Here is a 12,703-nt window from a genome sequence, read left to right as displayed (position 1 = left end):
CTATATCCCCATCCCATTATTCCTGTTATCGATTTCGGTATTCAAGCTGCTTCTCGAAGCAGTAGCGAATGATCTTCCCGCGCTCGGTATCATTAATAGCCACAAACTTGCTCATGATCTGCTTGCGTCCCGTTTCAAGCTCATTAATGCGAACCACCTCGGCTTGGAAGGGAGCATGCTCAAGCGATCCATTCTTGTAAGGCAGCAGCAGCCAGCATTCCAGCGTGGACCCTTGCTTGATGTTCCACTGGGGATCGCAGATAAATGAGATGCCCCCGCCCCCAACATCGTCCGTCTGGCATACGAAGCGCTCCAGATTCGACAGCTTCACGGCCAGATCCAGCGTCGCGGGCATACGAAGGAAGCTTCTGCGCTGCACTTTGGTCATGCGCTCCGGATCCGGCTTCATAATCTTGACAAGACGGATAAGGCCGTCCTCCATGAAGCCAGTCACATGAGAGTCGAAGTAATGCTTGACCCCTTCTCCCGATACAAAATAAACAGACAGCTCATCGCCGAGGAACAGGCGCTTCGGTCGTCCCGTCTTCTCGTTAAGCGGATATTCGATCAGGTAGGAATCGTCCTCCTCGTCGGCAATCCTTGAACGATATTCCAGCGCCGCTTCCTCTTCATCGGACGACGCGATCTGATAATGCAGCATCTGATTAACCTTAGGCAGCAATAGTGACCCCTCCCATATAGGTGACATTATATCATGTCGAATGGTAGGGAGCTATATCGAGATTAAGCGGAGCTGCGCTTAACCTGCGGAAGCCTTCCGGTCGCCTTCGTTCATCAGCTCAATGGACTCCTCGATGCCGGACTCCGCGTTAATATAGATGCGGTACAGCGCACCGTTGATTTGACCCGTAAATTCATAGCAGAGCACCTCTTCGCCCAAGTCTCCGTCAATCAACGCCAGCTGCACCTTAGAGATGTCCATTGCGGGATTGATGGCTTGCCGGGCCTCGTCCTTGCCAAGAATCGGGCTTGGCAGCTCACGCTCGCGGTGCTCGTACACATAGTCGCTGGCCTGAAGGCCGACAGCCTCCCCATTGTCGAGCGCCACCTTAACCGTCAGCCTGTCGGGGTAGATCAAAACGCCGTTCTGCGTGCTTACATAAGTAAAGGTGCCCGAATCATCGTACATATCATAGCTTACCGCTCGCATGTTCGTGAAGCCATGCTCCTCCAGCAGCTTGTCTGCGGCTGCTTTCGCTTGCTCCAGCGACACCTTCGCCGGTCCCAGATCCCGGAATTTCATGAACCAGATCAGCTGGCCCCCGCCGCGCTGTGTGAAGTCCATCTGCACCTTGCGGGAGGGGTCGTCAGGGAACACGACAGCGGAATAGGAGGAGTATTCGGTTCCCTTTCCGTTTTCCGTGACGTTCACCTGTGACGGATCAATCTTCATAAACTCGGCTGCCTTCTGCCTCACTTGCTCCGAGGATACTTGCTCGCCGCTAAGCAGCTTAATCGTGCGCTTCTCATAGATGCTGTTCACGGATGGACCCCAATCCAGCTCGGGATAGGCGCCTATCTTCTCGTTGACGCCGCGCAGGCCGTCCACAATGATATTGCCGCTCTCCGACTGATCCGCCGCAATGGCAATTTCCACATCCATCCACCGCAGATTGTTATGGAGAACGTCCTCCTGCATGCTGAGCAGGTCCTTGGCGATTTCGTCCGACTTCTGATACAGCGCCTGAAGCGTCTGATATTCGCTGTCAGACAATGGATGCTTGGTTAGATCGCGAACCGCCGTTTTGTAAGCGAAGTTGGAGATGCGGGACAAGAAGTCCTCCGCTTCGTTGAACGGCAAATAGCTCAGCGGCAGCTGGCTGATCTCGTTCTGCGCCTGGCTCGTCAGCCGCCATACGTTCACAAGTCCCTTGCGGTGATAGTCATTGGAGGTGGAATTGACTGCCAGCGTGTTGCCAAGCTGCTCATGCAGCTTTTCCACATGGAAGGTCAGATCATGGAAGGCGCGCTGATATTGATTTTCCGCCTTGATAAGAATCGAGTTTTTTTCCTGATGCTCCTGATAGCCCCAATATCCGGTGCCAATCAGCATGACAACCAATATCGGGAACATGATCGAGCTAAGTCTACGGTACATGCAAAAAGCTCCTTTCTAATGCCAAACCTGGTGTTAGTTTGGATTGTAGATAGGAGCTTTATGCATATTTGGTATTCATTTGCGGCCGAACGGCTATACCGGATGCTCTTCGATATCCAGATCGTTGCTATTATTGCAGACGCATTGCTTAAAGCCCGTATCGACCATGCCCTTCTCCCGCTTGCCCCGCAGAACAAACTTCTCCCCGCATACATTGCAGCGAATTGTCACCTTCACGCGTGCCGCTTCCATCCTAACCTCCTGAATGTTCGTATAGGGTCAGTATGGACGGATCGTTTACAGTTTAACCTCGTCCTCCCGGCTCATGAAACGGAACGGAGAGCTCGCGTTGGCGCGATTCATCTTGTACAGCCCCCATATCCACAGCAGAAGCATGAAGGGGACGATGAACCATATCCAGTCATGCCGGGTGGTCAGAATGATCCAATCGTACAGCCCGTGCAGAGCGAACGGCAGCATCAAGGAAATGGCCAAGTACAGCTTCGATCGGGTGGAATTCGCAAATTTCGCGATGCCCATATAATAACCCATCATGACGCCGAACAAGGCGTGGCCCGACACCGGAAGGAGCGCGCGAATAATGAGCGACCCGATCGACGTCGTGGAATACATGGCGTACAGGACGTTCTCCATCGTGGCAAAGCCCAGCGAGATGGAGGCCGCATACAGTATCCCGTCATAGGGCTCGTCGAATTCCGTATGATTGTAGATGACGTGATAGAGAACGAACCACTTCAAAAATTCTTCCACAAACGCAGAATGCACGAACGCGGATATGAACACCGTATCGCCCAGCCAAATCTGGAAGCCCCGCTGAATAACCATGATCGGCACCACAACCAGCACGCCGAGCAGGAACATTCGAATGACCATATGAATGGGCTCAGGTGCATAACGATCCCGCAAATATAAATAAGTAAGCAGCGATATGCCTGGAGCAATCGCCGCTGCTAAGATAGAAAATAAAAGCATAGCTACCCGCTTTCTTACACCCACCCCCGGAAGCGAACCGCCTCCGCCATCTTCCTTACGCCAGCCATATAAGCGGCCAGGCGCATATCGACCTTACGGGTGAGATGTATGTCATATACGTTCTCGAAGCCTCGAATCATCATCATCTGCAGCTTGCGATCAATTTCGTCTTCGTCCCAATAATACCCTTGATTGTTCTGCACCCATTCGAAATACGAGACGATAACGCCGCCCGCGCTTGCGAGTACGTCCGGGATAAGCAGCACGCCGCGATCCGTCAATATGCGGGTCCCCTCCAGCGTGGTTGGGCCGTTAGCCGCCTCCACGACAATCGAGGCGCGGATGCTTCCCGCGTTAAGCTCCGTAATCTGATTCTCGATCGCTGCCGGCACAAGCACATCGCAATCCAGCTCCAGCAGCTGCTCATTCGTAATCGTGGAGGGGAATAGATTCGTTACATTGCCGAAGGAATCCCGACGATCCAGCAGATGTGGAATGTCGAGCCCCTCTTCATTATACAACGCTCCGTTCACATCGGAAATACCTATTACGCGAGCGCCCGCTTCATGCATGAATTTGGCAAGATAGCTGCCGGCATTGCCGAAGCCTTGAATGACGATTCGCGCTTGCTCCACGGGAATGCCCTTCAGCCTCAGACCCTCGTGAATCATCATCACGACGCCTCGCGCCGTTGCCGTCTCTCTGCCCTTGGAGCCTCCCAGCACCAGCGGCTTGCCGGTAATGAAGCCAGGGGAATCAAACTCCCGAATGCGGCTGTATTCATCCATCATCCAAGCCATAATCTGGGAATTGGTCATGACATCGGGAGCCGGGATATCCTTGGTGGGCCCCACCAGCTGGCTGATCGCTCTCACATAGCCTCTGCTCAGCCGTTCAAGCTCGCGGAAGGACATTTTGCGGGGATCGCACAGAATGCCGCCTTTGCCCCCGCCGTAGGGGAGATCGGCGATGCCGCATTTCAGGCTCATCCAAATGGATAACGCTTTAACCTCCTTCTCCGTTACACCGGGGTGAAACCGGACGCCGCCCTTCGTGGGGCCTACCGCGTCGTTATGCTGAGCTCTATAGCCTGTAAATACGCGAGTTGAGCCGTCGTCCATCCGAACGGGAATACGGACCGTCAGCAGCCTGATCGGCTCCTTGAGCAGCTCGATCATGTCATCGCCGTATCCCAGTCTCTTCAGCGCTTGTTCAATGACTACCTGCGTGGCATGCAATACGTCGCTCATCGTCACCTATCCTATCCTTCCGCCTTGGTCTACATCTCATTATGAGCCCTGCTGGCTGTCGCTATTCCCAATGGAAGCTAAGAAAAAAGAACATCGCAAAGCCGAAGCTTATCGATGTTCTTCATGATCAGGAGAACGTTAGTAATGGAAATGGTTATACACCTGACGCACTGCGTCCTCCGCCATAATGACCTTGCCGTATTCCTCCAGCATGGCGTAAGTAACGGAAATCGCTTCCCCGTATTCCGCAAGCAAGGCGATGACGGCCTGCTGCTTGGACGCGTCCACCTGGGACGGCTCAATCGTGAGAATCCACCTGCCGCTATAGGAATACAGTCTGCCGCTTTCCGTAAGCGAGGAGGAGATCAATTGCTTGGCCGCCGAAATGACATCCTCGAAGTCCCGGAAAGCGTACATGACAATGTCGCTCTGCTCCATCGTCACTTCCATATCGTATATATCGTCTTCCAATTCGTCCTCTTCTCTTGAGCGTTCGTCTCCCGCGTGATTGCTCTTGCCGCGAGTGACTATAATGACCATGCCCTGCGCTGGCATAGCCAGCACTTCCACCGCCAAAGGACCGCTTGCGTCGAAGCCCAGCTCCGTGTAGGCCTGCTCCATCATCTCCAGGAACAGCTCATGCAGCTTAGGCGGCTCGCGCCACATATCATCCTTCTGGATCCCCCGCTCCAACAAGTCGTCGAACGTCAGGAAAATCCGTATTCTATCCTGACTTAGTCGCTCGATTTTCATGACAGGATCCTCCTCTGCAGCATCTGTCGTAATAGCGTATGAATCTGTAGAGCCAATGTGAATAAAATAGACTCATACCATGCTATGTACTTACTTTATCATGTCTGATGCCCGAATGCACTAGCTTTGATGGAAAAAAAAGAAACGATCCGCCGCCATCCCTGTCTTGCAGGGAGGCTGCGGATCGTGAACGAGCGGCATGCTTGGCCGAATTCTAATGAGAAAGAGTGGACGATTCCGCCTTAATCTTGTCAACCTCCCGCTTCACGGAAGGATCGTTTTCCACAAACGCTTCAATTTGCTCCCAAGCGGCAGCGGAGCTTACGGCGGTATCGTCTGATTGCTTTGGGGCCTGCTCCGCGGCCTCCTGCTTCCAGCCGGAGCTTGCATGCAGCATTTTAGCCATCGACTTGCCGGCCATATCGGACATTGCGCTTGCAGCCCACGCCACGGCTCCGGGGCGCTTGCGCGAAAAATACAGGGTAGCTGCCGCGCCGACAATGCCCCCTACCATTAAGCCAGTCCATTTCATATTCGCACACCTCTTTCATGCTGTAGATTTCAAGATGTAGTGTTGCCGGCAGACCCTTGGAGCATGCTATATAAATAAAGGAAACAGACCGCATCGTTAGAGCCGGTCCATGTGTTAAAATGTTCATGATAGGCAACACGAATTGACGTCCAGGAGGTTCCAACATGCGCTCAAAATATTTGCACATCACTCTATGTCTGCTGGCAGCCCTGGCAGCCGGCTGCGCAGGAAATGGGGCCGCCTCTGCCCCAACATCTGCTCCAACAGAGGAACCGGAGGCCAAGCCGAAGGAATCGGCGGCACCCGCCAACGTTCCGGCGCCCGCGCCGGAGGCCTCGCCCTCGCCATCTCCGACCGCCACGCCAGCCGCGACGGCAACGCCCGCGGCAGAACCCTTGTATCGAATGAACGCGGCTTATCGGTTCATCCCTATTGATGACAGCGCACCCGCTAACGCGGTGCTGCTTACATTCGACGACGGACCAAAGGATGAAGACGTGGTAACCAGTCTTCTCGACACCTTGGATAAGCATGGGGCCAAAGCGATCTTTTTTGTCAATGGCTATCGAGTGAAACAAAATCCGGAGCTGCTGAAGCTGATGTATGAGCGAGGCGGCACAATCGGCAACCATTCTTACGATCATATTAATTTGAAGAATGAAAGTGCCGACACGATCGAGGAGCAGCTGGCCTCCGTTCAGTCCGACGTTGAAGCGCTCATCGGAGAGCGGCCCCTGTTTTTTCGACCGCCATACGGCGCAGGCAACGACCAAGTGAAGGAAATCGCCAAAAACCACGGCATGCTGTACATGACGTGGTCCAATGGCTCGCTTGACTGGGACAGCTCCGCTCGCGACAAGCCGGAGGTTGTGATCCGCAATGTCATGGAGCAGCTTCATCCCGGAGCCAATATTCTGATGCATGAGGTTCCCTGGACCGCAGATGCCCTCGACGAGCTGCTCACGCGTCTGAAGGCGGAGGGCTACACGTTCATCGATCCTTCAACGATCCAGCTTACGGACTGAACGTGTTGCCGTACCAGAAGAGAAAGCCAACCAGGCACAGAAACAGTACAAACAAAAAATTATAATACCATTTATTTAGATTCCGCAGACTGGAAGGAAACTTTTTGCGTCTTGGAGGCAGCTTCAGCGGCTCTTCCCCTTCCATTGCGGGGGGAGCGTCGCCTTGTGGCTCCAGGATGTCGTATGGCGACCGCCGCGAGCGGCTATGCCTCAGCTTCCTGCTCATGATTGTCCCTCCTGAAACGAATAATCAAGCCCATAACGAGATCGATCACAAAGTGGGCGATTATGGGCGCCCATAACGATCCGCTCTGCTCGTAAATCCAGCCCAGCCCGTAGCTGATGGAAAATACGAGACCGGTCGGTATCCAGTGCTTGAGATACCTGACGTGAATGGCCGCGAAGATGATGCTCGTCCAATACGGGCCAATGGCATGCTGGACGGCTCCACGGAACAGCAGCTCCTCGCAGACGGCCACCACAAATGAGATGACCGCGATATGCCATATGGCGCGATTCCGGAAAATGCGGTCGTTGACGCCGCCGTCGTCCGCCGCTTCCTCCGGCACCCAGCGCGAGATCAGCAGATCAACAGCGATAACGGCAGCCGCCAGTCCGAACCCCCACCATATGAAGCTGGCCGTGCTTGGAATGGATAATAGCTGCAGCAGATTTTGGCGCTGAAAAAAAATCCAGATGAGACCGATAATAAGAGTAAGGGCTTGTGTGGCGTATAAGTTTATTAGTAGCATGCGGTCATCAATTTCGTCAACGCTGACCTTGCGCACCTTAATATTGCGTATGTCGAATTTTTTCATAGCTGCATGCCCCGCTCTCGTAATGTTGTGATACAATCTTTTCATCCATAGAAATAGAGAAGGAGTTTGACGATGGAAAAACGATTAACGATCTCAGCCATGTTATTCAGCGTCGGATTTGTATTTATGCTTGTCGTCGCGGTAGGAGCATTCTTCTACGGCGTGCAGCTCGGCTCCGAGCGCATGGAAGCCAAGTATTCGGCAGCCATGGAGGGGGAAGGCGCCATAGACGAGTCCGCAGTGCCCTATCAGCAGCAGGATCTCGTATCCTTCTATCTTACCGTATTCTCCTCCTACCGTGAATTTCAGACGGAATGGCTGTCTGTTACGGACAAGCTGTCGCGCGGCGCCAGCGTGGATGCCCCATCGGCATTCAAGAGCCTCTCGAAGCTCGCGGCCGCGAAGGCGGAGGAAGCCAGCTCCTTCAATATGCAGAAATCGCCCTTGCTTGGCGATGCCCAGGTCGCGTACATACGCAGTATGAACAAATTCAAGGAAGCAGCCAACAAGGCCGCCGACTCCGGAGCCTCGGATCATGCCGCGCTGCTCAAGGACATACAGGAGGGCAGCGCTTATCAAGCCGCCGTAACTGCCGCGCTGGCGGGACAGAACGCCTATTACCACGCGATGCTTAAGTGGGCGGCGACCGTTGATTTGAACATTGCAGGCGAATACAAGACGCCGGCTACGCTCAGCATCAAGGAATGGAGCAGCCTTCCGCTAACGGTTAAGAACTATGTCATTGGCCAATATTTGGCGGATCGGAAGGAGTTGTACAGCTTCTATCCCCATGATTTGACCAGCCGTGTGGATGAATTTATTTATTCCGGCCAAGCGTCCAAGATGAAGCTGCAGACCATGAACAGCATTGTGGAGCTTCTGCTGAACACTCGCGCCGTGGATCCCGGCGATTTCGCACCCAATCGCGCGCGTTATTATGACGCGGAGACGCTGCCGCAGCTGCCGTTCTTCTACTCGCAGCCATAATTTTGTCGAATGTTGTGCTTGAATCATAACGAAATTTTCAAAAATGAGCAAGTTTGAGGATTGCAATGAACCGCGTTGATGCTATAAAATAGTAAAGTCCTATTCGTTCGTGGAGTGAACTCTTGTCCCGTGTGCTTCAAGCCGCGCGGGCCGAGAGTTTTTCTGTACATATTTCAGCGTTGCAGCTAAGCTTACAGCTTCTGCGGCGTTAAATCCTAGGAGGCTTGTTACACATGTTCAAAGTGTTAGTATCCGATCCCATCAGCGATCTCGGGATCCAACAGCTTGTCGAAGCAAACGACGTCATCGTCGACAAAAACCCAGGTCTCAGCGAGGACGAGCTGGTAGCCATTATCGGCCAATACGACGCGCTTCTCGTTAGAAGCCAGACTCGCGTAACCGCACGCGTTATGGAGGCCGGCAAAGGGCTGAAGGTCGTTGGACGAGCTGGCGTAGGCGTCGACAATATTGATCTGGAAGCCGCTACCCAGCGCGGCATCATCGTCATCAATGCGCCGGATGGCAACACGATTACAACCTGCGAGCATACCTTTGCTATGATGATGGCGGTTGCCCGCCACATCCCGCAAGCCTACGCCAAAACGGTGGGCGGCACTTGGGACCGCAAATCGTTCCTAGGCGTTGAGCTTCGCAACAAGACGCTTGGCGTTCTTGGCATGGGCCGTATCGGCAGCGAAGTCGCCAAACGCGCCAAAGCCTTCGGCATGAACATTATGGGCTACGATCCCTTTATGACGGAGGAACGCGCAGAGAAGCTGGGCGTTAAGCTGGCCAGCGTGGATGAGATTGTGCGTTCCGCTGATTTCATGACCGTGCATACGCCGCTTACTCCGGAAACGCGCCATATGATCGGCAGAGCGCAATTTGCGGTTATGAAGCCGGGCATGAGAATTGTCAACTGCGCGCGCGGCGGCATCATTGACGAAATCGCCCTGGTAGACGCAATCGACGAGGGCATTGTAGCCGGCGCGGCGTTCGACGTATTCGAGGTTGAGCCGCCAGCAGCGGACCATCCATTCCTGACCCATCCCAAAATTATCGTAACGCCGCATCTTGGCGCATCTACGGTTGAGGCGCAAGAGAATGTCGCGATCGACGTCTCGGAGCAGGTGCTGCATATTCTTCGCGACGAGCCGTTCTCCAACGCCGTTAATATGCCGCCGATTCCTGCCAACCTTCAGAGCAAGCTGCAGCCTTATTTCGCGCTTGGAGAGAAGCTGGGCAGCTTTATCGCCCAATCGACAGAAGGCGCTGTACAAGAAATCGTCGTCAGCTACTCCGGCGAATTGGCCGAGCTGGACACCCAGCCGCTTACCCGTTATGTCGTTCGCGGCGTGCTGTCGCATCACTTGGGCCTGGAGCAGGTGAATGTGGTCAACTCCATGCACCTTGCCAAGCTTCGCGATGTTAATATCGTCATCCAGAAGTCGTCTACCTCCAAGGACTTTACGAATCTGGTAACTGTCGCTCTCCGCACGAAGAAGGAAGAGCATGTGGTATCCGGAACGCTGCTGACGGGCTATGGTCCGCGCATTGTCCAGATCGACAAGTTCCCTGTCGACGTTACGCCGGAAGGCAACCTGATTCTGATCTCGCATAACGACAAGCCGGGCATTATCGGCCGTGTCGGCACCCTTCTCGGCAGCAACGACGTCAACATCGCAACCATGCAGGTTGGCCGTCAGCTTGAGGGCGGCTCCGCCATCATGGTACTGCGCGTCGACAAAGGCACGCCGAAGGAAGTGCTTGCGCAGCTGACGAATATGCCGGAATTGAACACAGCCAAAGAAATTAAATTGCCATAAAGCGAAAAGCTGCTCCAAGCCGGAGCAGCTTTTTCTATATTCAACGATCAAGCGAAATGACCCGTACCTGGTCATAATGTTTCACGAACAACAAGATTAATCGCTGATGTTCAACAAAAAGGGCGCTCCTTGTCGGGAGCGCCCCAGCGTCATTTCAACGGCTTTGGACAGTGTCTGACATTATTCTTGTCCTTCGACTGGCAGCAGCAGTGTAAAGGTCGTGCCGGCCCCGCCGAAGCTCTCTACATTTATTTTGCCATGATGAAGATCAATCAAATTTTTGACGATGGCCAGTCCGAGACCCGTACCCGCGGAATCTCCCCGCTTCCTGGCCTTATCCGCTTTGTAGAAGCGCTCGAATATATAAGGCACGTCCTCCGGCGGAATGCCGATTCCCTCGTCGATCACCTTCAGCTGAATATAGGCCTTGCCGCTGACAACCTGCGCTTCTCCGCTTATCGTAATGGACTTGCCCGCAGGAGTATGTCTAAGCGCATTGTCCATCAGATTGGTCAGCACCTGCTCCAGACGATCCTCATCGGCTTGCTCCATCAACAGCTCTCGATCCTCCGGCAGTTCTGCATAGAGGGCGACTTCTCGCTCCTTGGCGTACACCTGAAATTTACGGTGCACTCTCCGTACAACATGTCGCAGATCCACCTTCTGATAATGCATGTCGACATGTCCCGCTTCCATTCTGGCAATATCCAGAAAGTCATTCACAAGCCGTCCCATGCGCAGCGACTCATCATGGATGACCTGCACCAGCTCGCGTCGCTCCTCGGGAGACGCAACTATGTCGTCAAGCAGCGCCTCGCTGTAGCCTTGAAGCATGGAGAGCGGCGTTCGGATCTCATGGGATATATTCGCGACAAAGTCACGCCGGAGCTTATCCAGCTTATGCTCCTCCGTAACGTTGCGGATAACCGCGACCGCGCCGCGAATGACGCCTCCTGATTCCAGCGGAGCCATCACAACCGACCATACGCTGCTATGCACATGCAGCTTCTCGGTCTGGTCCTTCCCTTCCTTCATCACCTGCTGGAACAGGTAGCGAAGCGGCATAGGCACTCCGGAGTAGGTAGGCGCGTTATCCGAAGGCTCCTCCTCCCATGCATCCTCCAGCGCGGACCAGCCAGCGATCAGCAGATGCCCACTTGGATTGGTTAGAATGACCTTGCCCTCCGCGTCGAACGTAATGACGGAGTCCCCCATGCTTCTCAGCACGCTGGCCAAATGATTTTTTTCGTGGTTCAGGTCATAGATGAGCTTCTCCAGCTGCTCCGTCATATGGTTGAACGTATTGGCGAGCTGTCCAATCTCGTCGGAGGAGCGGATCGGCACCCGGGTGCTGTAATCGCCCTGCGAGACGGAATCTGCCGCATTCTTCAACTGCAGGAGAGGCTGTTGAATTTTGGCCGACAAAAAAAACGCAAAAAACGTAGACATTAAAAACCCGATAATCGCTGTAACGACAAATAACACTTTGATGCTATGCGAATTTTTCTGGTCAAACCAGATATCAATATACTGCAGCAGGAACACACCAAGAATAAGCAGCACAACGGCGACAAGCAGCATGATGGTGGCCCACAGCTTGCCGACGACGCTGTGCCACAGCAGACGCGCCAGCCGATCCCACACCTTCATTTATTTCGGCACCTCAAGCTTATAGCCGACTCCCCATACGGTCGTGATCATTGAGGCCGCCTCCGAGGATACCTTGTTCAGCTTCTCCCGCAGACGCTTGACATGAGTATCGACTGTGCGGAGATCGCCAAAAAATTCGTAATTCCACACATCCTTCAGCAGCTCCTCGCGCGAGAACACCTTGTCGGGCGACACGGCGAGATAATGGAGCAGCTCATACTCCTTCGGCGTCAGGCTGACCTCCTGCCCGCCTGCCGTCACCCGATGCGCGTCATGCTCGATGACGAGATGAGGGAATACGATGTTGTTGCTCGTATTCATCTCCTTGGTCAGAAACGCCGTGGCCGAGGAGCGTCTAAGAATCGCTTTGACGCGGTAGATCACCTCGCGCGGGCTGAACGGCTTGACGACATAGTCGTCGGCGCCAACCTCGAAGCCCTGTACGCGATTCATCTCCTCGCCCTTGGCCGTCAGCATGATAACAGGCGTCGCCTTCACCTGGCGCAGCCTGGCGCATACCTCGACGCCGTCGATGCCGGGCAGCATCACGTCGAGCAGAATCAACGCGTAATCCGTATTGGAGGCAAGCCGAAGAGCGGTCTCGCCGTCTTCAGCCTCGTCGATCGAATAACCTTCCTTCTCCAAGTACATCTTCAGTAGACGGCGAATCCGTTCTTCATCATCAACGACCAATATGCGATTGCCAAAATCGGACATGCTTGTCAGCTCCTCTCTATTGATAACCTATCG

At 54.0% G+C, this 12,703-nt stretch carries 14 protein-coding genes; 3 read left to right on the top strand and 11 right to left on the bottom strand.

What is annotated here, in order from left to right; translation table 11 throughout:
* Positions 1-25: 25 nt before the first annotated feature.
* The 7 genes from AB1S56_RS11475 to AB1S56_RS11445 all read right to left on the bottom strand — a co-directional run bounded on the left by AB1S56_RS11475 (position 26) and on the right by AB1S56_RS11445 (position 5,647).
* Entirely contained in the window at positions 26-682 is a 657-nt protein-coding gene (locus AB1S56_RS11475) for a flagellar brake domain-containing protein (RefSeq protein ID WP_340867663.1), read from the bottom strand.
* A 78-nt stretch (positions 683-760) separates the two neighbouring features.
* Positions 761-2,119 (bottom strand): germination protein YpeB, encoded by a 1,359-nt coding sequence (gene ypeB / locus AB1S56_RS11470; protein WP_340867665.1) that lies wholly within the window; start codon positions 2,117-2,119, stop codon positions 761-763.
* Positions 2,120-2,212: 93 nt separating this feature from the next.
* Entirely contained in the window at positions 2,213-2,371 is a 159-nt protein-coding gene (locus AB1S56_RS11465) for a hypothetical protein (protein WP_340867667.1), read from the bottom strand.
* 45 nt (positions 2,372-2,416) lie between these two features.
* Entirely contained in the window at positions 2,417-3,112 is a 696-nt protein-coding gene (gene prsW, locus AB1S56_RS11460; RefSeq protein WP_340867668.1) for a glutamic-type intramembrane protease PrsW, read from the bottom strand.
* Between the two features lie 14 nt (positions 3,113-3,126).
* Positions 3,127-4,362 carry a Glu/Leu/Phe/Val dehydrogenase gene (locus tag AB1S56_RS11455; protein WP_340867669.1) on the bottom strand — a complete coding sequence of 412 codons (1,236 nt, stop codon included), beginning with the start codon at positions 4,360-4,362 and terminating at the stop codon, positions 3,127-3,129.
* 138 nt (positions 4,363-4,500) lie between these two features.
* Positions 4,501-5,115, bottom strand: a complete 615-nt coding sequence (locus AB1S56_RS11450; protein ID WP_340867670.1) for a genetic competence negative regulator — start codon at positions 5,113-5,115, stop codon at positions 4,501-4,503.
* Between the two features lie 214 nt (positions 5,116-5,329).
* Complete coding sequence (locus AB1S56_RS11445; protein ID WP_340867671.1) at positions 5,330-5,647, bottom strand: hypothetical protein; 318 nt, start codon at positions 5,645-5,647, stop codon at positions 5,330-5,332.
* A 164-nt stretch (positions 5,648-5,811) separates the two neighbouring features.
* On the opposite strand from AB1S56_RS11445, the gene AB1S56_RS11440 reads away from it, so the two are divergent.
* Positions 5,812-6,672 carry a polysaccharide deacetylase family protein gene (locus tag AB1S56_RS11440; protein ID WP_340867672.1) on the top strand — a complete coding sequence of 287 codons (861 nt, stop codon included), beginning with the start codon at positions 5,812-5,814 and terminating at the stop codon, positions 6,670-6,672.
* Here the strand turns inward: AB1S56_RS11440 and AB1S56_RS11435 are convergent.
* The gene (locus AB1S56_RS11435) at positions 6,662-6,898 is read right to left on the bottom strand and encodes a hypothetical protein (RefSeq protein WP_340867673.1); all 237 of its coding nucleotides are present in this window, start codon (positions 6,896-6,898) and stop codon (positions 6,662-6,664) included. The two genes, AB1S56_RS11440 and AB1S56_RS11435, sit on opposite strands and share 11 nt — an antisense overlap.
* Positions 6,876-7,490, bottom strand: a complete 615-nt coding sequence (locus AB1S56_RS11430) for a type II CAAX endopeptidase family protein (RefSeq protein WP_340867674.1) — start codon at positions 7,488-7,490, stop codon at positions 6,876-6,878. Before AB1S56_RS11430 ends, AB1S56_RS11435 begins: the two co-directional genes overlap by 23 nt.
* Positions 7,491-7,562: 72 nt before the next feature.
* Here AB1S56_RS11430 and AB1S56_RS11425 point away from each other — a divergent pair, with 72 nt between their 5' ends.
* Both AB1S56_RS11425 and serA read left to right on the top strand, forming a co-directional pair.
* On the top strand, positions 7,563-8,477 hold the full coding sequence (locus AB1S56_RS11425; protein ID WP_340867676.1) for a hypothetical protein: 915 nt from the start codon (positions 7,563-7,565) through the stop codon (positions 8,475-8,477).
* 233 nt (positions 8,478-8,710) lie between these two features.
* Positions 8,711-10,303, top strand: coding sequence for a phosphoglycerate dehydrogenase (gene serA / locus AB1S56_RS11420; protein ID WP_340867678.1), 1,593 nt, complete (start codon positions 8,711-8,713; stop codon positions 10,301-10,303).
* Between the two features lie 180 nt (positions 10,304-10,483).
* Here serA and AB1S56_RS11415 read toward each other — a convergent pair whose 3' ends face one another.
* Together AB1S56_RS11415 and AB1S56_RS11410 are read right to left on the bottom strand one after the other, a co-directional pair.
* Complete coding sequence (locus AB1S56_RS11415; RefSeq protein ID WP_340867680.1) at positions 10,484-11,953, bottom strand: ATP-binding protein; 1,470 nt, start codon at positions 11,951-11,953, stop codon at positions 10,484-10,486.
* The gene (locus AB1S56_RS11410; protein ID WP_340867681.1) at positions 11,954-12,670 is read right to left on the bottom strand and encodes a response regulator transcription factor; all 717 of its coding nucleotides are present in this window, start codon (positions 12,668-12,670) and stop codon (positions 11,954-11,956) included.
* Between the last annotated feature and the right edge of the window lie 33 nt (positions 12,671-12,703).

The sequence above is a fragment of the Paenibacillus sp. PL2-23 genome, from assembly GCF_040834005.1.
Lineage (GTDB): Bacteria > Bacillota > Bacilli > Paenibacillales > Paenibacillaceae > Pristimantibacillus.
The sequence above is the reverse complement of the archived record's forward strand: the minus strand, read 5'-3'. Positions and strand labels throughout refer to the sequence as shown.

What these genes read in the sequence shown, in the direction of transcription:
- AB1S56_RS11415 (WP_340867680.1), bottom strand. Translation starts at nt 11,953, where the DNA reads ATGAAGGTGTGGGATCGGCTGGCGCGTCTGCTGTGGCACAGCGTCGTC.
- AB1S56_RS11455 (WP_340867669.1), bottom strand. Translation starts at nt 4,362, where the DNA reads ATGAGCGACGTATTGCATGCCACGCAGGTAGTCATTGAACAAGCGCTG.
- AB1S56_RS11430 (WP_340867674.1), bottom strand. Translation starts at nt 7,490, where the DNA reads ATGAAAAAATTCGACATACGCAATATTAAGGTGCGCAAGGTCAGCGTT.
- AB1S56_RS11435 (WP_340867673.1), bottom strand. Translation starts at nt 6,898, where the DNA reads ATGAGCAGGAAGCTGAGGCATAGCCGCTCGCGGCGGTCGCCATACGAC.
- prsW (WP_340867668.1), bottom strand. Translation starts at nt 3,112, where the DNA reads ATGCTTTTATTTTCTATCTTAGCAGCGGCGATTGCTCCAGGCATATCG.
- AB1S56_RS11465 (WP_340867667.1), bottom strand. Translation starts at nt 2,371, where the DNA reads ATGGAAGCGGCACGCGTGAAGGTGACAATTCGCTGCAATGTATGCGGG.
- AB1S56_RS11445 (WP_340867671.1), bottom strand. Translation starts at nt 5,647, where the DNA reads ATGAAATGGACTGGCTTAATGGTAGGGGGCATTGTCGGCGCGGCAGCT.
- AB1S56_RS11425 (WP_340867676.1), top strand. Translation starts at nt 7,563, where the DNA reads ATGGAAAAACGATTAACGATCTCAGCCATGTTATTCAGCGTCGGATTT.
- AB1S56_RS11450 (WP_340867670.1), bottom strand. Translation starts at nt 5,115, where the DNA reads ATGAAAATCGAGCGACTAAGTCAGGATAGAATACGGATTTTCCTGACG.
- serA (WP_340867678.1), top strand. Translation starts at nt 8,711, where the DNA reads ATGTTCAAAGTGTTAGTATCCGATCCCATCAGCGATCTCGGGATCCAA.
- ypeB (WP_340867665.1), bottom strand. Translation starts at nt 2,119, where the DNA reads ATGTACCGTAGACTTAGCTCGATCATGTTCCCGATATTGGTTGTCATG.
- AB1S56_RS11440 (WP_340867672.1), top strand. Translation starts at nt 5,812, where the DNA reads ATGCGCTCAAAATATTTGCACATCACTCTATGTCTGCTGGCAGCCCTG.
- AB1S56_RS11410 (WP_340867681.1), bottom strand. Translation starts at nt 12,670, where the DNA reads ATGTCCGATTTTGGCAATCGCATATTGGTCGTTGATGATGAAGAACGG.